The 23,744-nt window shown below is 57.3% G+C and carries 16 protein-coding genes and 1 pseudogene; 5 read left to right on the top strand and 12 right to left on the bottom strand.

The genetic code is table 11. The features are described 5' to 3' along the window. Nucleotides 1-57 precede the first annotated feature (57 nt). Nucleotides 58-5,466, top strand: coding sequence for a carboxypeptidase regulatory-like domain-containing protein (locus ABD796_RS14880; protein ID WP_344908887.1), 5,409 nt, complete (start codon nucleotides 58-60; stop codon nucleotides 5,464-5,466). Nucleotides 5,467-5,503: 37 nt separating this feature from the next. Next, nucleotides 5,504-6,487, top strand: coding sequence for a Gfo/Idh/MocA family protein (locus ABD796_RS14885; RefSeq protein WP_344908888.1), 984 nt, complete (start codon nucleotides 5,504-5,506; stop codon nucleotides 6,485-6,487). 114 nt (nucleotides 6,488-6,601) lie between these two features. On the opposite strand, the pseudogene ABD796_RS14890 reads toward ABD796_RS14885, so the two are convergent. The 7 genes and pseudogenes from ABD796_RS14890 to ABD796_RS14920 form a co-directional block, all read right to left on the bottom strand. Beyond that, a pseudogene (locus ABD796_RS14890) lies at nucleotides 6,602-7,092 on the bottom strand (Gfo/Idh/MocA family protein). Continuing rightward, nucleotides 7,089-7,634 (bottom strand): Gfo/Idh/MocA family protein, encoded by a 546-nt coding sequence (locus ABD796_RS14895; RefSeq protein WP_344908890.1) that lies wholly within the window; start codon nucleotides 7,632-7,634, stop codon nucleotides 7,089-7,091. Before ABD796_RS14895 ends, ABD796_RS14890 begins: the two are co-directional and overlap by 4 nt. Before the next feature lie 7 nt (nucleotides 7,635-7,641). Further along, nucleotides 7,642-8,670 (bottom strand): Gfo/Idh/MocA family protein, encoded by a 1,029-nt coding sequence (locus ABD796_RS14900; protein WP_344908891.1) that lies wholly within the window; start codon nucleotides 8,668-8,670, stop codon nucleotides 7,642-7,644. A gap of 3 nt (nucleotides 8,671-8,673) precedes the next feature. Next, the gene (locus tag ABD796_RS14905) at nucleotides 8,674-9,108 is read right to left on the bottom strand and encodes a hypothetical protein (protein WP_344908892.1); all 435 of its coding nucleotides are present in this window, start codon (nucleotides 9,106-9,108) and stop codon (nucleotides 8,674-8,676) included. Then, entirely contained in the window at nucleotides 9,077-9,274 is a 198-nt protein-coding gene (locus tag ABD796_RS14910; RefSeq protein ID WP_344908893.1) for a hypothetical protein, read from the bottom strand. Before ABD796_RS14910 ends, ABD796_RS14905 begins: the two co-directional genes overlap by 32 nt. A 154-nt stretch (nucleotides 9,275-9,428) precedes the next feature. After that, entirely contained in the window at nucleotides 9,429-11,039 is a 1,611-nt protein-coding gene (locus tag ABD796_RS14915) for a heparinase II/III domain-containing protein (protein WP_344908894.1), read from the bottom strand. 358 nt (nucleotides 11,040-11,397) lie between these two features. Continuing rightward, nucleotides 11,398-12,852: a sensor histidine kinase gene (locus tag ABD796_RS14920; protein ID WP_344908895.1), complete on the bottom strand. Its 1,455-nt coding sequence runs from the start codon at nucleotides 12,850-12,852 to the stop codon at nucleotides 11,398-11,400. A 954-nt stretch (nucleotides 12,853-13,806) separates the two neighbouring features. Here ABD796_RS14920 and ABD796_RS14925 point away from each other — a divergent pair. After that, nucleotides 13,807-13,977, top strand: a complete 171-nt coding sequence (locus ABD796_RS14925) for a hypothetical protein (RefSeq protein WP_344908896.1) — start codon at nucleotides 13,807-13,809, stop codon at nucleotides 13,975-13,977. A gap of 182 nt (nucleotides 13,978-14,159) precedes the next feature. On the opposite strand, the gene ABD796_RS14930 is transcribed toward ABD796_RS14925, so the two are convergent. The 3 genes from ABD796_RS14930 to ABD796_RS14940 all read right to left on the bottom strand — a co-directional run bounded on the left by ABD796_RS14930 (nucleotide 14,160) and on the right by ABD796_RS14940 (nucleotide 17,793). Further along, on the bottom strand, nucleotides 14,160-14,522 hold the full coding sequence (locus ABD796_RS14930; RefSeq protein ID WP_344908897.1) for a hypothetical protein: 363 nt from the start codon (nucleotides 14,520-14,522) through the stop codon (nucleotides 14,160-14,162). A gap of 903 nt (nucleotides 14,523-15,425) precedes the next feature. Beyond that, entirely contained in the window at nucleotides 15,426-16,118 is a 693-nt protein-coding gene (locus tag ABD796_RS14935; protein ID WP_344908898.1) for a gamma-glutamyl-gamma-aminobutyrate hydrolase family protein, read from the bottom strand. A gap of 106 nt (nucleotides 16,119-16,224) precedes the next feature. Then, a complete protein-coding gene (locus ABD796_RS14940; protein WP_344908899.1) occupies nucleotides 16,225-17,793 on the bottom strand; it encodes a DUF4127 family protein in 1,569 nt (522 codons plus the stop codon). A 220-nt stretch (nucleotides 17,794-18,013) separates the two neighbouring features. Here ABD796_RS14940 and ABD796_RS14945 point away from each other — a divergent pair, with 220 nt between their 5' ends. After that, nucleotides 18,014-19,216, top strand: a complete 1,203-nt coding sequence (locus ABD796_RS14945) for an oxalate decarboxylase family bicupin (RefSeq protein ID WP_344908900.1) — start codon at nucleotides 18,014-18,016, stop codon at nucleotides 19,214-19,216. 164 nt (nucleotides 19,217-19,380) lie between these two features. Here the strand turns inward: ABD796_RS14945 and ABD796_RS14950 are convergent, their stop codons facing one another. Next, on the bottom strand, nucleotides 19,381-20,964 hold the full coding sequence (locus ABD796_RS14950; protein ID WP_344908901.1) for a helix-turn-helix domain-containing protein: 1,584 nt from the start codon (nucleotides 20,962-20,964) through the stop codon (nucleotides 19,381-19,383). A gap of 158 nt (nucleotides 20,965-21,122) precedes the next feature. Between ABD796_RS14950 and nagZ the strand changes: the two genes are divergently transcribed. Then, nucleotides 21,123-22,448, top strand: coding sequence for a beta-N-acetylhexosaminidase (gene nagZ / locus ABD796_RS14955; RefSeq protein WP_344908902.1), 1,326 nt, complete (start codon nucleotides 21,123-21,125; stop codon nucleotides 22,446-22,448). Nucleotides 22,449-22,638: 190 nt separating this feature from the next. Here the strand turns inward: nagZ and ABD796_RS14960 are convergent, their stop codons facing one another. After that, nucleotides 22,639-23,661, bottom strand: coding sequence for an aromatic acid exporter family protein (locus ABD796_RS14960; protein WP_344908903.1), 1,023 nt, complete (start codon nucleotides 23,659-23,661; stop codon nucleotides 22,639-22,641). Nucleotides 23,662-23,744: the final 83 nt, after the last annotated feature.

Consider the following 23,744-nt stretch of genomic DNA (forward strand, 5'->3'; position numbering starts at 1 on the left):
TCAGCCAACTGAGAATGAAACATGACCGTATTGTCCCGAGATGAGGAGGATTTCTCAATGGGTATACGATACAAGAACGGGAAAGTCACGATCGCCTGCACGCTCTCCCTGCTGATGCTTTTCTCGGCAGGAATCCCTGCCACCCCTATACAAGCCGCCGAAGGAGGAGATAACAACGTGCTCCTGGAACCAATGCGGCATTATCCGGACAAATGGGCGGTAGCGCCGCTCATCGATCAAGCGGACGCTCCGGTTATCGACGGAACGACGAGCGAGAACATCTGGCAGACGGCCGCCGTCCTGAACGGCTTCGGCACCGCCTTCTATGAAGAGGCGGCGACGCACCATGCCGAATACAAGCTGGCCTACGACGGCTCGTCGCTCTACATCGCAGGAAGTCTCGACCGGCCGGCCGCGGATATGCTCGCGCAGATTGAAATCGTCATTCGCCCCGCGGACGAAAAGGCAGCGTTCTACGCCTTGCGCATTCCGCTCGCCACGGCGCAGCCGCCGTCGCTGCAGACGGTTTGGAATCCGGATATGAACGACATCAACACCACGGCGGATATCGGGCGCCGGAACATTGCGAATGCCCGCTACGCCACATCGCAGGATACGGCCAAGCTGCGCGTGGAGGCGGCCATTCCCCTTTCGGAAATTGCCCCGGCAGGCGTGACGTCCGGAACGGAATGGGGCATCAACGTGATTCACCTTCCCAATCTGTACGTCGCCCCGCTCGATTCATGGGTCCCGGTCCGCAATGTGAACCATTGGCATGCCGGAGGACCCGATGGCCGGGTTGTCGGCGATGTGATCGGGCAGCAGCGGCTAGGCAGCCTGTTTTTCTCGGCAGTCCCCGCACGGTTTGCCTCGCTTCCGGGCGGCGCAGCCGAATGGCGGCCGGCGCTTGCCGAGCTGGCTTATACCGGCTTTACCGGCAAACGACTGACCATTTCCACGCCTGCTGCCGGCTTAACGAGCGCGGATACGCGGCTGTTCTGGAAGGCGCCCGGCGGCGACTGGCAGACGCTGGCGATAGACGCGTTTGCCCTGAACGGCGCGACGGCCGCCATCGATTTCCAGCATCCCGCAGCCGCCAAGGATGGCGTCTACCAGTTGGCGGTCGCCTTCTCTCCATCGGGGGCCGGCCAGACGAAGGTGGCGCTGCTGTCCTTCGATCGCGAGCACGCCATCGAGGCGAGCTTGGCAGCCTATACGGCGCCCGGCCCTTCCGGTTCCGTCCGAAACGTGACGTGGTCGGAACCTTCGACGGCGGTCAGCAATGCGTTGACGCTGATTCCGCCGCAGCCGGGCTTCATCTTCGTCGGCCTGCCGGAAATGCCGGAGCTGTATCCGCAGTCGCTGTACCAGCTCTCTGCGGACGGACACAGTATGACCGCGGCTCGTACCGGCACCGTCTATCCGAACGCCCTCTTCCCCGAGAACGAGCGGCTGACCGTACTGAACGGCAAAGGCGAAACCGTCGAAATTCCCTACTATGAAGCCGGGGACGGTACAAAATATTTTATAACCGGCCAAATGTGGTATTTGCAAAAGCAACGCGCCCTCACACAGACGGCATCCATCGCGAAAACCGATCCGCTCGGCGCGGCGCGCCTGCTTCTCCGGTTCGCGGAAGCTTACGGCTCCTACAACCCGACCGTCGACCGGATCGGCGGCAGCACTTTAATCAATTACTCGGCGAACAAGGCATCCGGGCCGCCGTACGCCTATTGGGGCGGCGTATGGGATCGCTGGTGGTACAACGATCTTCCCCAGCTGCGCCCGCTGATGGACGCCTATACGGAAGTGAAGAAAACGAATGCCTTCGATCTGCTCAGCGCCTCGCTCGGCGAGGATGTCGAACGCAAAATCGTGCAGGAGATGTTCATTCCGTCGGCGGATTTGGTGCTGACGCACGTAAACCGGTACAGCAACATGTCGTTGCAGCCGTGGATTGGCCTGATCGCCCTGGGCAAAGCGCTCGGCGAGCCGGACTACATTCACCGCGCGGTCGAATCGATTGAAGCGTTCACGGCCCGTATGTATTTGTCCGACGGCTTCTGGCAGGAAGTAACGCCCTCCTACCATATTCAGACGGTCAGCGGGCTTCAATCGGCGCTTAATCTGCTGAAAGGCTGGAGCGACCCGGCCGGGTACGTCTCTCCGCGCACGGGCATGCATTTCGACAATCTCGATATGGCCCAGCAGTTCCCGATCATCAACCGCGCGCTCGATGCCGCCAACCGGCTCGTCTACCCGGACGGCAAAGTGCTGCCCGTCATGGACACGTGGGCTGCCGAGAGGCCGAGTCAACCCAAAACGGACGAGGGGCCGCTGCTGCTGCCGTCGGCCGGCATCGGTCGGTTGTCCGGCGGACAAGGAACGGGCCAGACTATGCTGTACATGGGCTTCCAGCCGAAATACGGCCATGTGCATTTTGACCCGCTCAATTTGAGTCTGTTCGCGGGCGGCCAGGAGCTGCTTCCCGATCTCGGCTACACGCATAGTTCGAAATACCGGTATTTCTCCTTGTCGACGATGGGACACAATACAGTCGTCGTGAATGGCAAAAATATGCCCTTCGGCGAGTCGTCGAAGGACGGTGGCAGCATCCAGTCATTCGTCGCGAACGGCGGCGCGTTCCAGGCCATGCGTGCCGATTACGAAGGAGCTTATCCGGAAACGTCGGAATACAGCCGCGAGCCGTGGTTCGTGCCCTTCCCGGGCGGAACCGCCGAACAAGGCTACGTGCTGGACCTGTTCCGGGTATCCGGCGGCAGCCGGCATGAATATACGCTGCAGGGCGACGCGAACCGGGATGCCGCATTCCTTACGTCCTTGCCATTGACCGATTACGGGCCTTATTTGGTGCCTCCGGGAACGGTCGTGGTCGAGCCGACGAACAACAACGACAGCGGCAGCGCGGAAGGGCATTATCCCGGCTATATTTATGTCCGCGACGTGAAGCAGGCACAGCTTCAGGACGACCGGTACAACGTCTCGCTCGTCACCTATGCCGAAGGCGCGGAGAAAATGAAAATGAACATAACCGGTCTGCTTGAGCCGGGTACGAACGAGCTGTATTTGGGCCGCTCGCCTTCGCTTCGGGCTATACGCGTGCAGGGCAGAGCGATGGACAACAACGACGAAGTGGACAAATACGATATGCCGAAGCTGGTCCTGCGCCGGGACGGCACGAATTTGGAAAGCTCCTTCGTCACCCTCATGGAGCCTTTCACCGGGGAGCAGCCGCGCATTGAGGCCATTGACCGGCTGGTGCCGGAGCAAGCTCCGGAAGGAGCTGTCGCCGTGCGGATCGCCTACGGCGACACGATCGATATTTTGCTGAGCAATCCGCGTCATCCCGAGCAGCCGATACAGGTCGGTGACGTGACGATGCGTGGCCAGATGGGACTGATCCGGCTCAAGGACGGCGCCGTTCGCGACTTGACGCTGTACGGCGGCACGCTGCTGAAAAAAGGCGACACCGAGCTTGTCGGAGCGGGCGCGGCGGCAGGCACCGTAACGGATACGCTGCGCCGGGCGAAGGGCGACGCGTACGACGCGATCGTCACGGATATCCCGGTGTCCCGCGATGCGATCGGCCGCTATGTGCTGGTGAAGCATCCGGACGGCAGCAAGCAAGGGTTCCTGATCAGGGATATCGTCTCGAGCCCGGGACGTACCGCTATCGTGCTCGCCGAGCATGACCCCGGCTTCGAGATACGCGCGGACGGCAGCTCGGAGCAGATGTTCTTCCCCTCGAAGCAGTGGACCGGGGCGCATACGTTCGAGATCGGTAACATCGAGCGCGCCTCGGAGCTTACGGGAAATCCCGGCAACCTGAGGACGGGTACCGTAACCGGTTCCGTATACGCCGAGGGCGAACCGGTTGTCGGGGCCGCGGTTCATCCGACCGGCTACGGCACGCCTTCTGCCCTCACCGACAACTCGGGCCGGTTTACGCTCGCCGGCGTGCCGGAGGGCAGACAGCGGGTAACCGTCAGCGCTCCAGGCTACGCGCTTAATGTCTCGCAAGCCGTCTATGTGACGCAGGGGCAAACGGCAAACATAGCGTTATCGTTGACCGGGCGGTTGCCGCCGGTGCTGACGAACATAACCCCGAACGGGGCTGTAGCCGGCGACCCTGTTCACGCGACCAGCTCCAGCGACGGACATATTTATCTCGTCCCTTCCGGAACGCCGCGCCAGGCCCAGGCAATCGAGCTTGCGGCAACACCGGTATCGGGGGCCGTCTACGGCGTAAAGGCTGCGGCGACGGCTCAAGTTCCGGTTGAGCTGTCAACCTCAGGACTGGCGCCCGGCTATTATACGCTGTATGCCATAAACCAGACGGGTGTGTCCACCGGTTCGCCGATCGTCCTCGTCCCTGGCGATATGACCGTCATACAGGATACGTATTCGCTGATCCGGTATTCCGGCACATGGCTGAAGCTGGAGTCGGCCAGTTACTCCGGAGGCACGATGATGCTCGGCCGCGTGAAAGGCGACTATGCGGACATTCCGTTCTACGGATCATCGGCCAAAATCGTTGCCGATCTGCATACCGCCCGCGGTAAAGGCAATATTTACGTCGACGGCGTGTTCAAGACGACGGTCGACTTTTACAGCCCGACGATCAAATACCGCCAAGAGCTGTTCGATACCGGCCCGCTCAGCGAAGGCGTCCATGTGATTCGCATCGAAGTGACCGGCGAAAAGCAGGCTGCCTCAAGCGGAATAAACGTTTCGTTCGATTCCCTGCTCGTGTTCAAGAACCGGTACGCATTGACCGATACGACGGCAGGCGCGGTTGCGGTCGGACAGACGGTTGCGGCGACTAGCCCGAAGAGCGGCGCGCTGCATCTGGTGCCCGAGGCTACTGCGGACAACAGGGCAGCAATCGAAGCCGCGGCGGCCGCCGGAGGCAGAACAGTCTCCATCACCGCAGGAGCCGCCGGACATATCGATACGACCAGCCTGCCGCTGGGCTGGTACCGTCTTTACGCCGTGGACAGCCGCGGGGACGTATCCCTGGGCTCCGGACCGATTGCAGTCATCAATCCGCTCGCGCAGGCCGCAAACATCGACGACAACGACCCGCTTGTGCTGTATAAGGGAGATTGGCGCACCTATTTGTCTCCGCTATACGCGGGAGGCAGTCTGGTGCTGGGCTTCCAGGGCGGATCGTCCGCCGAAATTCCGTTCTATGGCACCCGGGCGAAGCTTGTCGGCGACAAGCGCCCGCTGCGCGGCAAAGGCGCCGTCTATGTGGACGGCGTATACAAAGCAACCGTAGACTTCTACAACCCGACGACGATTATTTACAAGCAAGAAGTATTCGATACCGGCCTGCTGCCGGCCGGACCGCATACGATCCGGATCGTCACCCTATGGGAAAAAAATGAAGCCGCGACCGGCTATTACGTTCCGTTCGACGAGCTTCGGGTTACGGCTCCATAAGCCGGAAAAGCGCATCAGAATAGAGAGGGAGAGAACCATGCGCACTTACAAAGCCGCTGTCATCGGAGCCGGCATTATCGCCAAGGCCCATATGAAGGCACTCCATGAGAACGAGAACACGAGCCTGACCGCACTGGCGGATATCGTTGCCGCCCGCGCGGGGGCGCTTGCAGCCGACTACGGGGTGACGCCCTACGACGATTATCGCCGCATGGTGCTGACCGAGCGCCCCGACATCGTCGTCATCACGCTTCCCCATTTCCTGCACAAGGAAGCGGCGATCTGGTGCGCCGAGCAAGGCTGCCACGTCTTGCTGGAAAAACCGATGGCGATGAACGCCGCAGAATGCGCCGACATCAACGCTGCCGCCGAAAGGTGCGGCGTCGTGATCGCCGTCGGCCATATGCAGCATTACTTTCCATCGGTGATTCGCGCCAGACAGATCGTCGAATCGGGGCAACTTGGCAAGCTCATCATGATTAATGACAAGAGGCACCACTTTTACTTCTCCGCCGAGCGGCCGGCCTGGTTCCTGGACCGCTCCCGCTCCGGCGGCGGCATTGTCCGCAATATCGGCAGTCACTCGCTCGACAAGGTCCAGTGGCTGACCGGCAGCGCGGTGACGAAGGTAAAAGCCGACCTGACGTATTTCGGCGAGCGCGGCGATGTCGACGGAAGCGGTCTAATGTATGTGCAAACCGCCTCGGGCGTTCCGGCCGTCATATCGCTGTGCGGCTACCATAACGTATCGGTCAACGAGACCGAGCTATTGTTCACCGGAGGGCAGCTCAAAATGGGCGGACAAAACTCGCTGTGGATCGGAGGAAACGACCGGGCTTACGAGCAGGTCAAGCTGGCCGAGCACCTTGAGCCTTTCGCCGCCCAATGGAGCGACATGCTGCAAGCTATCGCGGGCCTAGGCGGCACGGTCACCTCGGGCGCGTACGGCCAATCGGTCGCCGCCGCCGTAGACGCCGCCTATCTTTCCCACGAGACGGGGACGGAGCAGTTGGTCGGCTGATATCGCTTTTACCGAATCGAAGACTCCTTTGCCGGCGCCATGCCAACAACCCCCGGGAGCGAAAGCTTTCCGGGGGTTGCTTGTTAACTAGGCTTTAACCGCAGGGGTAATGCCTTATCGGTTGGCGGCGGCGTCAGGTTGATCGAAAACAATTTGTTGGCCCAGCCGGGACGACTCGTATGTGCCCAAAATGATCTCCAGCGCATGCACCGTCTCTTCTCCCGGGATACCAGGGTCCCTTCCCTCCCGAATGGCGTATACCATATCGCGGATTTGCGCCTCGTGGCCGTCGGAAATAAAGAACGGTCCGAACTCGGGAAGCTCGATAGACTTATCGGCAAGATTAAAGTCGGTAATTGCGTCGCCTGTCAGCGTAACCGTCCCCTTCTCGGCATAAATCGTGATGACATGCCGATCCGGCACCTGATAAGCCGTAGTCGTCGCCTCGATGACCCCGACTGCCCCGTTGCGGAATTGCAGAGTAGCGATCGCCGCATCCTCCACCTCGATGTTCCACAGCGTCGCCTTCGCGTAGCCGAACAACGATTGCACGGGCCGACCAGCCATTGCAGCAGATCGACCGTATGAATACCCTGATTCATCATCGAGCCGCCGCCGTCGTATTCCCAGGTGCCGCGCCAGTGTCATAGTAGCTTTGATCCCGGTAAAACAGCGAATATCCGGAGCAATGGCTCAGCTTGCCAAGCTTGCCCTGCTCGATCAGCCCTTTGACGAACTGCGCGGCCGGGGACATGTGCCGGGGCAATATCGCGGCCAGCTTGACGTTGTTCCGCCGGAACGCTTCATTCATCCGGTGCGCGTCCTCGACGCGGATCGCCACCGGCTTCTCGCAGATGACGTGCTTGCCCGCTTCCGCCGCCCGGATCGCCTGCTCCGGATGCATGCCGCTCGGGGTGCATACGCAGATCACGTCGACGTCCGGCTGGGCCAGCAGCTCGTCGTAATCGCTATAGGCTCTGACCTTGTATAGTTGCCCGAATTCCTCCGCTCTGGCGGGCACGGCGTCGCAGACGACGACGAGCTCCTCTTCCTTCGTAGCCGTAATGCCCATGAAATGAGCTTTGGATACGCCTCCGCAGCCGAGCACGGCAAAACGGATTTTATCGGTCAGTAATGATTTCTCCATATGTGATTCACTCCGTATCGTCAGTTTGAAACCGGTTGTAGACGACAGCCTGCTCATCAGCTTCCACCGAGGCGCGGCTCGCCAAGTATATGTCCATATTGGTCAGCAAGGATGGTCCGCCTTCCAGCCGATTCACGAAATCCCGCGCCATCGACATGCGCTCCGCCCGAATTTCCGCGCGATGCAGTCCGCGTTCCGAAGTGGCGAGCAGCAGCAGCTCGTTGCCCGCCTCCTCGAGAAGCGGATCGCCCGTCAAGCGAAGCTCCATGCTCCCGTTCGTGCCGATGATGAAAATCCGGCAGTCGCCGTAGGACCAGCATGTGCGGGGCGCGTGCCAATCCGTGTAAAGCTGGGCGATAATCCCTTCTTCAAGCACCGCCTGAACGGAGGCCGTGTCGTAAAACTCCGCGCGCTCCGGCATAATCCGCTTCGCCTTGCGGCTGTGCAGCGACACCAGCTCCTGCCCCGTCAGAAAACGGAGCAGGTCGAAATCATGTATGAACAGATCCAGCAGAATACCGCCGTTCTGGTCCTTCGCATAAAACCAATCCTGGCGCGCCTCCGGCGACAGCCGGTGCGGCTTTCGCAGCGACAGGCTGACCAGCTCGCCGAGCTCGCCGTCGACGATCCGCCGCTTCGCCTCCCGGATGACCGCGCGGTACCGCTCCGACAGCAGCAGCCCTATGGCGATGCCGCTCCGTTCGACGACCGCGCGCAGCCGTTCCAGCCCTTCCCGACCCGTTACGGCAGGCTTATCCAGCATAATGCCGATGCCGGCCGCTTCGCACCGTTCGATCAGATCGATTTTAAGATCGTTGCGAGCAGCCGAGACGATAAAATCGACTTCGGGCGCGAACGCTTCGTCAAGCGATGCAAGCGACGGCACTTTCCATTTTTCCGCGAACGTTTGCGCCGCGCGGCGGTCATCCTCGAATATGCCCTTGCACCGGTGCCCGTCGGCAAGCAGATCGCCGACGCATCCGTCAATATGGCCGCTCTGCGCTCCGGCCACCGCAAATGTATAGCTTTTCGTCATGGCTTACACTCCCGTCTTTACCCAATCGGCGTTGCTGGCGCCGGTCGATTTGTACCACGCTTTGTTTGTCGTATCCAGCAGCTCCTCGCCGACGAACAGCGGAACCGCCGCGCCGGACGGACTGCCTGCCGCCGTGCGGTATCCGTTCTGCCCGAAGGCCAGGAACTGGAACGGGCGATTCGCGACCGCCGCTCCAGCAGCCGATGCGTCGTAGTTCGAGTCCACCTTGACCGTCGTGCCGGAAATGGACAAAATGCGCTTGAATCCCGACGTCCCCGCCGCCATAATGCAGTCGCCCGGAATCAGCTCCGTAACGTTCGCGACCGCGGTCAGCACGTCCGAGCCGCTTGTCGCCGTGGCGGTAACGCCGCTGATCGCGCGACCCGTCCCCGTGACGACGCACACATCAGCAAGGTCGAGCCTGCTGCAAGCACGCATCGATCATCTGGATCATACCGTGCGAGAGCACTTCGTTCGCTTTTTTGGCGGATTGCTTGGACATTTCGTTCAAGGTCATGTAAGACATGGACAGCAAGGTTAAGGAGATCACGAATACGATCGGAAAAAAGGACCAGAACAGACGGTTCAGCCACGACTTCGGCATGACGAGACTCCCTTTCCCTATGGAGTGTAAGCTTTCTCTCTGATGAGTATATTCTATATAATATATGAAAATAGGGAGGCTAGAAAGCGCCATGCTGAATTTTTTCGTAAACCATCGCTCGAAGAGCGCCAGCTACGATGGGGAACGATGAGCGTTATGGGGATGCCGGGAAGTGCGGAGAATGAAGTTTTGGCGGGTCGACGACGATACGAATGCGGAGCATGTGTGCCGCTTGCTGCAGCTTGTCCTTGGCTTCCAGTACGATCCGGAACACGATCTCTCCCCAATTTCCGCGAAGACGACTGTCGGTAATCGCGATTCGCTCGGTACGCATCCGGAACATGCCGCCGTCGTAAGCGACCGCAACCCGCCTACCTTCGGCATATTCCAATTCGAAGACACCTTCTGACGTTTCCATCGGGAGGTGGGGCGTCAGGAAACTGAAATACAGATCGGCTGCCAGTTCGGTTAGCCGGAACTCGTCGGCCATCGTTACTTCGGCTTCTTCGCCACGCGTCAGACCGAAGCTGCACCGCCACGTCGCGATCCCGGCCTCCCCCGGATATGCCTCGGCGATATCCATGGACAACTCCGAGCGGTTCGCATTCTTCGCGTAATGCGCGTCTTTCGCCCGGTACATGCTGCCGTCACGCTGCATAACGCCGCGGATCGTCGGTACATTATGGTAGGCGGATTGCAAGTACCAGAGCTCGAACCGCTGCGGACTGAATGTCTTGGCCACGTATTCCTCCGTGCCGAGATCGATAAACACCGGCAAGCCGTCGGCGTATACGGTAAAATTACCCACATTGTTGTGGTTATGGGACTCGAGGTTATGGCCGCCCTTTGCAGCCAGAAACAGCCCCTGCTCGCTGCCTTCGCGCTCCCTCGCCGTCATGACCTGAGAGGCGTGCATCCAGGCATCGCGAACATAAGGAGGCTTGCCCCCGAACGACAATCTCTCTTCCTCCTGAAACAGATCGCGGATATGCCGGTAGAGCGGAAACCAATCGACGAAGCCTTGCCGTTTGGCCCGGATGCTGGCTCCCAATCGCGTCAGCGCGTGATCCCCTATCGCTTTGCCATAGCCGTACACCGCATCCGGATCGGCATGCACGATCGCATCGCCGTCGGCAAAATTCACGTAGTAGTTTTCATGAATATGTACGCTGCCCAAATAACGCCCGATATCCCGAATCTTTTTCTCGGCGAACAAATCGATCGTCCCGCCGGATGCCGCGTGGAGCAGTTCCAGACAATCGTAAAGAGAAGCCCCGGAACGGCCCCAGTACATCGGCCCTTCGTCGCAGCAGCCGTCTTCCGGATACGTGTCGATGAACACGTCCAGACTCCGCATCATTTTGCGAATTGCCTTGCTCCGAACCTGCGCATCCCCATCAAACACCAGCAAAGCCATCAATACGTTGCCGTTGCACCAAGGAGTCCAGTTGTTGACCCGACTGCCCGTAAAGCCCATCCACCAGTAATCGTCCCGTTCCAAGTATGGCGCCAGCAGCCGGTCGGTTACTTCTTTCTGGATACGCCGGCCGATTCGGGTGCTGATTGCATCCAGAGGACGCTTCAGCAAATAAAACGTCCATACGAGCAGAACGGCGGTCTCGCTCGAAAAAAGCTCTACCTCATGATCGGCGGCATCTGGCATATACTCCGCTTTATTGATTCTGGTTAAATAGCTGTTCATGTGCGGCGGCATCCAGGACGTCTCTTCGCATATGCATTGGATGCCGTTCAGAATCTGGTTCATAAACCGCCCCCCGGCCTTCCGCGCATTCCGCCAAAACGAACGTTCCGAGGAGACTGCGCCTCTCCCAATACGGATGAAGATAACCGATAAACTCGCCGGTCCGCTTCACGTGGAGGAAATGCTCCGCTTTCAAGGACGGCCACTCAAACGCTAATCGCGCTTCCCCTTGGGAAATCCATTACGAGCGCGAACCGGCAAGCTAGCCTTCCCATGCGGCTCTGTCGTCTGCTCGAGGAAAAGGAACGAAGTTTTCGCCGGCCGCTATTCTTTCGCCCAAGTCCAAATGTCCGTATTTTTCGATGAACATAATAGCCATTCACGATCCTTTCGTATTCGGTTCAACCGGACTAATGCACCGTCACGCGGTCGCGCCTTCCTTCAAAGGAAACGTAATGCGCATCTGCACGCCAGCGCCTTTATGCGTATCCAGCTCCAGATGGCCTTGCAAATAAAGTATACGGCTCCGCAACTGCTCCATGCCGACGCCCGATTTGCGGATATCCGCCGGTTTGAACTCGTTCGGTTCAAAGCCCACGCCGTCGTCCGTATAGTCCAGATAGAAGCTGCCCTTCGCCACCGCCAGTTTGAATCTGACGACGGACGCTTCCGAATGCTTCCGCGCGTTGTTCAGCAGCTCCTGGACGATCCGGAACAGGTGGCGCTTCGTCTCCAGGCTGCGCCGTTCGATCTCGTACGCCCGCGAAGCGTCGAAGACGATCTCGAACGGACAGGCGTACGATTCCCGCTCGATCACCCGCTCGACCGTCTGGATAAAGCCGATTTCCTGAAGCAAATATGGATGAAGGTCGAAGCAGTTTTGCCGCAGGTTGACGTTGATGATCTCCACATATTCGACGAGGCTGCGAATGCTGCTGTGTCCTTCGGGCGGCAGCTCGAACTTCTCCCCGAGCGCGGTCAGCTTGCGCTTGAGGTGAAACAAATCCTGCATCGTCGTGTCGTGCATATCCGCAGCGATCCGCATCCGCTCGCGCTCCTGCAGCTCGAACGACAGCTTGCGGTACCAGTTCAGGTGGCGCGACTCCTCCTGATCCGGCGACTGGGCCGCCATGTCGTTCAACCGGTCGGTCAGCTTGCGGATCAGGTATACATTTTCCAAGCTCACGGCCAAATACGAGACGATCAGATTCAGCCACTGCACTTCTTCCAGGACGAGCCGGGTATTCGCCCGCTTGTGCGTCATGATCAGATAGCTCGTATATTCTTCGTGCCGGTTGATCTCGATACAAACCAGATCCGGGTGCTCCTCCGGCATATGGCGGCTGACGAGTGCCTCCACCTCGGCTTTATCGATATGCCCTTCGCTGATCGTTTCCATGCTGTCGCGGTATTTGAACACGATTGCTCCCCCGTACACCTGCAGCGTATCGACGATATCGACGAGAATTAAATCTTTCAGATCGCGGAAGCTCGAAGTAGAGGTTAAATTTTTGGCAACTTTCTTCAAGGCGGCTTGGAGCACGTGCTTGCGCGGAAACATAAACCGCTCCATCCGGGTGTATAGGTGCTCGGCGGAATACAGGACAAACGTCAGGATAATCACACAAACGGAAAAAAACAGGATGCTTTTGCGCACCGAGAAATGGTCATAAGTAAACACGAGGAATAGCGCTGTGACAATCGCGCTCGGCAAAGACGCCATTAAGAGCGTGAACAATACGCGGCGCAGCACCATATGAATATCGTAAATCTGCCTCGTAATAATCAGATAAGCAAACGCCAGCGGGAAAATGAGTACGAACCAACTGGTTACGTAAGGAGTAACAGCATAGTGGCCGAATACAATGCTTGGCAAAAAAGAAAGTAAGATTACTGGCAGAAATGAAACTAACATTGACGTCACGACAGAACGTATAATTGTAGCTAAACTTGATTTCTCCTGCCGGTATCGAAAATATATATAAAACAACAAACCAAAAACAATTAACATTCCAATAAGAAATGTGACTAGAATAAGTGGTCCGGTTATGCGATACAAATCATAATTAATATGTTGTTTCCCTACCCAAGATAGCCACAAAATATTTTGAAGAATGATAGAAATATAAAGAATCACAAGCACAGCTTTCAGATTCAACCGCAAATCGCTCTTCTCTCTGAAAAAAATAACTAAAAATTGAAGAAATACAACAGGAATTGCAGAAAGTGATAGTTGCAATAATAACTTGCCTGCTATTTCTCCTCGAATTGAAGCAGGCAAACTCATAAATGTTGTTCCGATAACGAAAAAGAGAAAGGATAAATATTGCGACGATTTGGACATTTTAACTTTGGTGAACAGTAAAATGGCCGCAAAAAAACAGATAACTTCAGCCATAATGGGAAGAAGATCATGCCGTACTGAATTACTGACGGACTCTAAATCAACGACAATCAAGTCTCCGTCACGAATTAATTCGAGTGAGTTTACTTGCTCTAACGTTCTCCATTTTGTAATGGAAAAATGTGAATTGGGATCTTTATTATTTACTTTGTAGACAATATCACCAATTCGAGCATCCAGACCTTTGGTTTCATTTTCAAGACTAGATACGACCCATTGATTGGTTATAGGGTTTACGTTTAAATCGATTCCCAAGTATGGATAACGATATTGCAAAGTTACGAACCATATCTGGAGAATGACCACGAAAAATACGGTCAGTCCTAAAAAAACTTTTCGCGTCATTAAATATCCCCTTTCATTTTTATCCTTAATAGTTTTATAATAGTAGTGTAATATATTTCCATAACTTTTGGGAGGTCTAATATGAAAACTCTTACATGGTCTGCAGAATTACAACCCGTTGTGCGTGGTTACAAAAAACAGAAAAAAAATGAAAGCGCAATTACTCTTGCTAAACAAGAGCAAAAAAGCTTAGAAAAAGCATTGGGTAATACAAACAGTAGTGAGCTGGACGGGCCGGGCAACTGGTATTAAGTGTAAACTTTACTTTATTCCAAAAAAAGGCAACGAGCCGTCGAGCAAGTTCGACTCTCGTTGCTTTTTTATATCGAGTAGACTATTCAAGGGTCTCCATCTTAAGTCCATTTTTCGATACCTTATACGATTTGGGTATACATTCACTTCCAGTATACTCTTTAGTTTGGATAACCCAACTCTCAACTTGGTCTCGAAGTATAGGAGTCAGGGCCATTTCTCTCGGTGATAGTCGAAAGAAGGTGCTTAAGCATGTTTTTTACTTCTGCATTTTCTTTCATCTCTTTAACTTCTGCGGGAGTTGAAGAAGGAAACCTTGTGTCCATATTCTTCTCTTTGAATCTGACCTCAACTTTGGCGCCGATTTTCAATTTCGAGCTTTGGTGGAGCAACACCATTGGAGGTTCTTTATCGCTTATCTCGACAATTGTAACTTTCTCGGGGGTACGGTTAACGACGTAACCCATAAAATCCGGCTCTTTGTTTGAGCAACCTAGATTTAGCATTACAAAAGTCATTACAATGATCAAACGTCTAAAATTCATCCAAATATCCCTCATCCATTTCAAGATAAAAGCCTGCCCTCCAACGGATCACCTTTCATGATAAGCATGATTTGGCCGTCGAGATGATCGGAGACTTTCCATCAAACGAGTTATATCAATGTAAACAATATAAAAAGTAGGGGTGATGGGATGCGTTGGGAAGAAATTCAGGAACGGTTTCCGAATGAATGGGTGGTTCTAGAGGCAACGAAAGCTCATTCTATGAACGGCAACCGCTATATGGAGGAAATGGTTGTGGTTGACCGATTTGACGATTCGACCTCAGCACTGCGGCGATACAGCGAGCTGCATAAGCAGGCTCCTCATCGTGAATATTGCTTCTTCCATACGTCCCGTCCCACTTTGGTAGCACGTGAACGGTATGTTGGAGTGCGGGGCCTCAGATGAAACTTACTGAAATTTCGGCCTTCCTTTTGTGGCTCACCTCAAAATCAGTACTTGACGTGATGTGAAGGTCCTGTGAGCCTCTTCGTTCCCTAACGTCTTATGAAGTATTGTACGATTTTTCACACAAGTTGTCTCCAAAGCAATTCGAATTCATGCCTGTTGTGCGAACAATCGTACAAAAAGCAAGACGCGGCATTCAAAAAGCCAAAATTTGTACGGTATTTCATATAAAACACTCGTCATTGCCTGGAAAAGACCGTTTCCTGTGTGAAATATCGTACAAAGCGGCCTTCCTTCCAACGACCTTCGCTCCCTGCGCGCCAGTCAACATCATCATGGGTCAAGCACTGCAACGAATGCGCGCGGAACGGGCCATTCCGCGAAAAAAAACGCCTCCGCAGGTTTGGCCTGCGAAGGCGTCTTCTGGAACCCATACTTTGTCACACGGAATCGCTTCTGTGTCTTCAACCTTTTGCTAGATGCTTATCGCCGGAATCAACGGCAGGCGGCTACGAACGCTTCGAACAGCTTGCGCGACACGTCGTCGCTCGCAGCCGTATCCTCGGGATGCCACTGCACCCCGATAACGAACGGGTGCGCCGTGCTCTCGATCGCTTCGACGATGCCGTCCTCCGCAGAGGCCGTAATGCGCATGTCCGGAGCCGGCTGCTTGACGGACTGGTGGTGAAAGCTGTTCACCTTGAACTCGGTCGCGCCCGCTATCGTCGCCACCCGGCTGTCCCCTTGGGCCCGAACCCGGTGGGACAGATGGTTTCTCGGCGCCTTCTGGCTATGCTGGAGCGGGCGGCACTGCGAATAAATGTCCTGGTACAGGCTCCCGCCGAGAGCGACGTTCAAAACCTGCTGCCCCCGGCATATGGCGAAGATCGGCTTGCCGCAGCCGGCATATTCGCGAACGAGCAGCAGCTCCAGCCGATCTCGCTCCGGCGTAACCCGGCCGAGTCCGGGCAGCGGCTCCTCCCCGTAATAGGACGGATCGACGTCGGGGCCGCCGGACAGCAAGAGCCCGCTCGTCACGGCGCACAGGCCGCGCACCTCCGCTTCCCCGAGGCCGAACGGCACGATAACGGGAATGCCGCCCGCCTGCAAAACGGCGTCGGCATAAGCGTGCTTCAAACCGGCGTACTCGTCTTCGTAATTGGCCGATATGGCAATGATCGGTTTCATCCGCATCCCTCCGCATCGATCGGTTGGGTCATTCTTCCTTATTTATACCCTATGCGGGGAGGGCTGTAAACGGTGACGCCGGGAGCGGCCGGATAGTTGAATGGCCTTACACGCCGTCCGGCCCGGCCTCCAGCACCGTCTCGAAGCCGACCTCGAACATGCGGCTCCACGGCAGGTGCACGTCCTCGATCCGGACGCGTCCCGGACAACCTTTCTGGACATATTGGGCAAAAAACTGCTCCAGCTTGCCGCAAATGACCGCGTAAACGTCGTCCTGCACGTGGGTCAGCTCGTAGTAGCTTGCTCCGAGCCTCGGCAGCTCGTTATGGATGACGTCCTTGCGTACGATCGCCTGGTAGCCCCAATCCTCGATCAGCCGGAAATAGTAGTACGCCCGGCTGCGGTTCAGCCGCTCCGCGGAATCGTCCCCGCGGCCGCGATAGTACGATTCGATGATCGCGTGAGACACGACCGTCCCCATCGTATTGCCGGACGTGTTCCAAGCTGCGTAAGCGGCGATGTCGTGCAGAAGTCCGCTGGCGGAGACGAGCTTCATGAACGGAAGATCCGCCCCGTTGCTGACGGCTACGTCGGCGAGCGCGACCGTATGCCCTTCGCGGATATAATGACGGATCGCCTGCACGAACTCCTTCGGGTTCGTCTCCGAGAAATACGCGCGATTGCGCTCCGCGTAAGGGGTCGAGCATTCGGCCATATCCTTCTGGCCGACCGGCGGCGAATTCGTCATCAGAATAAAGTCGGTTCCGGCAGAGTTGTCGTGTGCTACCGCGCCCGCCGCCGTCAGATGATACTTGATGCTTTCCCCGAGCGAACGGTCCTCGTATTTCGGCACGACGAACGGCCCGTGCACGGACGAATAGCGCACGAACGCCTTCGGCACGTAACCCTTCGCCTCGCAGAACGCCCGGGCGAACAGCGTGCAGCCGATCTCGTCGGCGCCCGGGTAGATCAGGATACGGTCGCCCAGCTCCAGCTCCTCGGCGAGCAGCGACAGCTTGCGCTGCTCCATCGGGCTGAAGCCGTACTTGGAGTTGTCGTCCAGCGGAACGATCAGGAAATCGATCACGCCGCTCTGGACCAGCTTCATCGTCTCCGCATTGACAAAAGAATTCGTCCGGCGCCGGTTCAGGAAATCCGCCAGTACGTCCTGCGGAATCTTCGCCTTCACTGCTTCCAGCCGGGCCGTCTCCGCGTCGTCGAGCGTCTCCTGCTCGGCTTTGTCGTTCAACCAGCCGTACGTGTACAGCTCGTTGCCGTAATCCGCGTAATAGTCCGGCTCCTCCTCGGAGCTGGAATAGGCGGGCACGCGGGTAATGAGGTTGAACGCATAGATGCGCAGGTGCGGATGGCTCTGCTTCAGCCGGGCCAGCACGTCGAGGCGCTCCGTACACGTCGCTTCGCTCGTATGGTGCAGCCGGGACGGCACAATGCCGCCGTGAACGAGCATATCGATCGACACGATCAGGGCGTCCGCGTCGGGGGCTGCGCCCAGCAGCCATTCCCGGACGGCATCCGTATCGGCCGGCGTTTTCTTGCGGCCCAACAGCGCCATATCCGGCACTTCCAGAGTCAGGTCGGTCATGGAAGCCAACTGAAGCGGATAGCGGTAATTGCAAGGTCTTTCGTCCAAGGGGACATATACGATTTTACGCATGGTTTCTCTCCCGTTGATGAAGTGATAGAAATATTTTTCTTTTTATGCAATTAAGTTTGGAGAATAACTCCATTCTATCACGACTGCACGGTTTGGAAAAGGGCGCTTTGTTCCCCGGTAGGCAATTGATCGGCATATATGACGGAACGCCGGCATAATGGTGGATGTGAACCATTTTGGCCGTTACCGGCCTCATTCCGAACAAGAGGAGCATGTGCACATGAAGCCTACACATCGTCCGTCCCCGTCCAAAACCGAGGTGCCTCAGCCGATCCGTGCCGACGGGGCCGGAGCGGTCGACAAAGGTCCGCGGGACGTCATGAGAGATCTGGAAAATCCGGATATGTTCGTCCCTCCCGTCACCGATGCGGGACTTGTGCCGAATCTGAAATTTTCTTTCTCGGATACGCATATGCAGCTCAACCATGGCGGCTGGTCGCGGGAAGTAACGGTGCGGGAGCTGCCGATCGCCAAGACGATGGCGGGCGTCAACATGAGCCTGACGCCCGGCGGGGTGCGCGAGCTGCACTGGCACCAGCAGGCGGAATGGTCGTATATGCTGCTCGGGCACGCCCGGATTACTTCCGTCGATCAGAACGGGCGCAATTTTATCGCCGACGTCGGGCCGGGCGATCTGTGGTATTTCCCCCCTGGTATTCCGCATTCGATCCAAGGGCTTGAGGGCGGCTGCGAGTTTCTGCTCGTCTTCGACGACGGCACCTTCTCCGATCTGAATACGCTGTCGCTCTCCGACTGGTTCGCCCATACGCCGAGAGACGTGCTCTCCGCCAATTTCGGGGTGCCGCCGGAGCAGTTCGCGGACATTCCGAACGGCCAAGTATACATTTATCAGGACAAAGTCCCCGGCCCGTTGGCCAGCCAAGCGGTGAAGTCGCCTCAAGGCACCATTCCGCTGACGTTCAAGCACGAGCTGCTGGCCCAGCCGCCGATGCGGCTGCCGGGGGGCAGCGTGCGCATCGTCGATTCCACCAACTTTCCGATCTCCCAGACGATCGCGGCCGCGCTGGTGGAGATCGAGCCGGGCGGCATGCGGGAGATGCACTGGCACCCCAACAACGACGAATGGCAGTATTACATCGCGGGGCAAGGGCGCATGACCGTGTTCGCCGGCAACGGAAGCGCCCGCACGTTCGATTATCGCGCCGGGGACGTCGGATATGTGCCGTTCGCGTTTGGACATTACATTCAGAATACGGGAACGCAGTCGTTATGGTTTCTGGAAATGTTCAAAAGCAACCGGTTCGAGGACGTTTCGCTGAACCAGTGGCTGGCGCTGACGCCGCACGAGCTGGTGGAGAGCAACCTGCGCGTGGGAGCCGACTTCACGGACGCGCTCAGCAAGGAAAAGCACCCGGTGGTCAAATATCCCGGCTATTCCTATTACCCGAAGCTGGAGCGCTGACAAGCGACAAGAAAGAAAGAGCCGCATCCGGGGAAGGATCGGCTCTTTGCGCGTGTCCGCTAACGGCTTATTTCTTGTTCCGTTCCAGCAGCATGGCCACCTGAATATCGAGCTGCCGCTCCAGCGTGCTTTCCCGAATTCGCAGAGCCAGCTCCGGCTTTGCACTAGCGCTTTCGCGTCAGTAGCCGCGTCTGGATATCCAACTGCTGCTCCAGGGAAAGCGGGTCGTTCCAAGCGAACCGGTTGATGTCCACCTCATAGACGCGCCCTTTCCGCACCGCGTCCAGCCCTTGCCACAGCTCGCTGCTCATGATCTCGCGGGCCCGCTTCTCCCCGCCGTGCTCGTTCCAGACGCTGACGAACATGTGGTCTGCAGCGTATTGCGGCAGCTCGCGGAACGGGATCGCCATGCCCGGGCCTTTGCCCAGCACATGCTCGGCGAGCTGCATCGGCGGCGAATAGCCAAGCGTGCCGTACAAATTCCGCGTCCCGCGGCCGAAACGGATGTTGACCGCCCAAATTCGGTCCCCCCAGATTTCGTAGGCAGCGACCGTCTCGCCGGGGCCGACCGCGCCGGCCGTATTTCGCCGTGCCTTCCTCTCCTTGTCCGCAAACCGTTCGATCCACGCCTTCGCCCCGTCTGTCCGGTCCAGCAGTTCGCCCAAATATTCAAGCTCCTTCAGCGTGTCGTATTGCCCCCAGGGAAGCGAAACCGTCGTGGCAATCTGCGAAAAGTGCTCGTGCTTCGTGCGCGTGGTCAGAATCAAGTCCGGTTCGAGCTCGGAGATTTTGGTTAATGAAACCGGAAAACCGATATCCTGTATGCCTTGAGCTCGCAACGACGTGGCGAAAGCCGAAAGCTGCTTGGCCGTCGTTCCGGCAGGCTTCAGACCCAGCGCGAACAGATGGCCCAAATATTGCAGGCAGACGATCGTCTTCGGCTTCTTGACGTACAAACTCGGCGACATGCCGACGACCTGCTTGAATTTGCGGCTCAGGTACAGGCCGTCGGAATAGCCGACGACCGGGGCGATCTGATCGAGCGTCGCCTTCGACAGCAGCAGTTGCTCCTTCGCCTTGGCGACACGCACTTGGGCAAAATAATCGGCGAACGTCTGCCCTGTCGTCTTCTTGAACAGAACCGAGAAATATTCGGGAGTCAACCCGCAGCTTTGCGCCAAGTAATCGCGGGTAATGTCGAGCCGGTAGTTCTCGTGTATGTAAGCGACCGCTTGGCGGATGCGCCGCTCGGGATCTCCGTCACCTGTCTCCGGAAGCCGGCTCGTCAAGTGATGAAGAATCGTGCGGAACAGCGCGTCCGTCTGGAAATCCGGCTCCCCCCGTCCTCGCTCCCACGCTTCGGCCAGCTGCGCCGCCAAAGCGCACACGTCGCCCGGCTGCTCGACGAGCGCTTCTCCGGACCGGATAAACTCGCCCGATTCCTTGACCAGTACCTGGCGGTTGTCGCGCGCCTCCTCCACGTCCCATATTTCGAACGACAAGAGCGTTCCCTTGAATATGCTGCTGCGCAAGCGGTGAATATCCACCACGGCGCCCGGGTTCAGAAACAGGATCGTGTCCGGAGCCAGCTTGTTTTTGCGACCGTCTACATACGCTTCGCCGCTGCCCGCTGCGGCGACGAACAGGGAATGCGTTATCGCCGTCTCTTGGCACGGCAGTTGCTCCGGCGTCCAGACGTGCGATTTGACGCCAACAAGTTTGTATATTTTACTATAGGTAGGCTTCACGCCGGCATCTCCTTTCTTACCGAAAACAATATCAAAATAACAATTGATACTCATTCTCATTATATTGATAATTGTTCTCATTTACAATCGTCGGTATTCAGCCCGGCAGCGTTGGGCATATTGCATAAGGAATCGGAACCGGAAAGGAACAAACTTCCATGCGAACTGTACGTATTGCACTCGTTTTGCTGATTTGCGCCGCCTTCGGAGCCGCCTGCTCGGGCAAGTCCGGCGAAGGGCCGACGGGAGGCCCTCAAGCAAACGGCGGCCAGACCGGCCAAGCCGGAGCGGGAGCGAACCCCGGCGCCCCGGACCAGCCGACAAACCCGCCCAATGACTCGGGCGGGACAGGAAGTGCTCCGGCCCAGCCGTCCAAGCCCCCTGCCCCTCCCTCCGATCCGGTCAAGGATACGATCCGTTCGATGACGCTCGACCAGAAGCTCGGGCAGATGATCATCGCCGGAATCGACGGCACGAAGATCGACGAGCAGGCAAAACGACTGATCGCCGAGGATGCCGTGGGCGGATTTATTTTGTATAAACCAAACATCGAAACGGTCGAGCAGACGGTCGCTTTGTTGAACGCCCTGAAGGACGCCAACAAGGCAAACCCGGCTCCGCTGCTTCTAAGCGTCGATCAGGAGGGCGGCAAGGTGGACCGGATGCCGCCGTCGTTCGTGCCCGTGCCGTCCAGCCGGGAGATCGCCAAATCCGGCGACAGCGAAAAAGCCCGCGCCATCGGCGAGGCCATAGGAGCCGGGGTACGCGCGCTCGGCTTTAACGTCGACTTCGCACCGGTGCTCGATATCGACAGCAATCCGAACAATCCGGTAATCGGCAGCCGTTCGTTCGGCCCGACCGCAGCGGTCGTCAGCTCGTTCGGTATCGCCGAAATGTCCGGGCTGCAAGCCGGGCAGGTCGTTCCGGTGGTGAAGCATTTTCCCGGCCATGGCGACACGTCCGTTGACTCGCACTTGGAGCTGCCGGTCGTCAACAAGACGCTCGAGCAGCTGCGCAAGCTGGAGCTCGTCCCGTTCGCAAAAGCGATCGAGGCGAAAGCGGACGCGGTAATGATCGCGCACATTTTGCTGCCGCAGCTCGATACGGAATTCCCGTCCTCCATGTCGGCCAAAGTCATCGCCGACGTGCTGCGCACGGAGATGGGTTTCGAAGGAGTCGTCATTACCGACGATATGACGATGGGCGCCATCGTAAAGCATTACGACCTCGGCCAAGCGGCGGTCCGTTCGGTCCGCGCCGGAGCGGATATCGTGCTGGTCGCCCATGAATACGCGAACGCCAAGCTGGCGCTCGGCGCGTTGAAGCAGGCGGTGGAGAGCGGACAGATTGCCGTGGAGGCGATCGACCGCAGAGTATACCGCATTCTGACACTCAAGACGAAGTACAAGCTGAGCGACGCTCCCGCCGGGACGGTCGATATGGAGCCGATCAACGCGGCCTTGCGCCAGGCGGTCGGCAAATAAAGTCGCAATGGGCCGGTCCCGCTATGTCCGGCCAAAGGAATGCTTTCCCGGTCAGCTTCGCCGCTATGCCGACCGGTCCAGTACGCAGGACAGCCCGCCAACCCGGTGAGTGTGCAAAAAAGTCTTCATGACCGCAACAAGCGGCATGAAGACTTTTTTTGTCGGACGGGATGTTCCCAAAGCTCCGATCCTATAGCTGAAAAAACGCTTGACGACCGTCTACGATCGACCGCGACGACACGAACAAAAACGTCTGGGTAACGCCGGAAAACTCCTCCACGTATTCGGTCAGCGCTTCGTAAGCCTGGTAGTAAGGAAACAGACCGTACGGAGATGCGTCGCCGTCCGACTGCAGCAGCTCCGGCCGAAGCGCCTTCAGCATTAGCTTGTCGTGCACTCTCCGCCCTTGCATAACCCTCTCCTGCAGCCTAACGGTCAAACCGATCGCGCGAATCAGCCTCTGCCGTTCCCCGCTCGAAAGATCCGCTTTCTGCAGCGCCTTGACCAGATCGCGTATCCGCTCCAGCATCGTCTCGTACGTGCGGAACAGATCGCCCGGTTCCAAAGCCCCCTTGTTATTCAACCAGCGGTCTTCGCGAATCAATCCGGATATTTCCTTGCCGGATTCGATGTACGTCCGCACTTCTTCGATCTGCATGCGCATTTGCGGCTTATATGGCGTCATCCGGCTGCACATCAAATCGTGCTGGATGTAGTACAGCAGCGTCCGGAGCATGCTTTCCGATTTCATCAGCAGCACTTCCTCCCGCTCCCGATGAACCGGCTTGCGGATCAGATTAACCAACGTTCCGACGACCATGCCGATAATGACCAGCATGAACTGATGGTAAGCGGCGTTGCCGTGCAGCTCGCTCGAGGTGCCGATCGTATTGACCGCCACGATGACCGCGAGCGTGAGCGACGCCGTCTTGCGCAAGCGGACGTGAAGCGCCATGACGAGCAAGGAAACGCCGGCGATGACGATCGAGTAGTTGCCGAACAGCAGCGCAGCGCCGATCCCGAGCAGCACCGAGCATAAGGCGCTGGCCAGATGCGCCAGCGTATGCTTCAGCGACCGGTACACCGACGGCTGTACGGCAAGCATCGAGATGATGCCGGCGAAGTGACTCGGCTCCAGGTGCATCAGGCGGGCGATCGATATGCTGATCGCAATTGCAATGACGGTTTTTATAACACGAAGTCCGACCAACATCAAAACACCCCCTTATTATGTTATATATCATAACACAAAAAGAGGGTTTTGAATGGTTTATTTGATTTCATGTCATATTAGAT

The organism is Paenibacillus hodogayensis, assembly GCF_039536325.1.
In the GTDB taxonomy this organism is placed as follows: Bacteria; Bacillota; Bacilli; order Paenibacillales; family NBRC-103111; genus Paenibacillus_AB; species Paenibacillus_AB hodogayensis.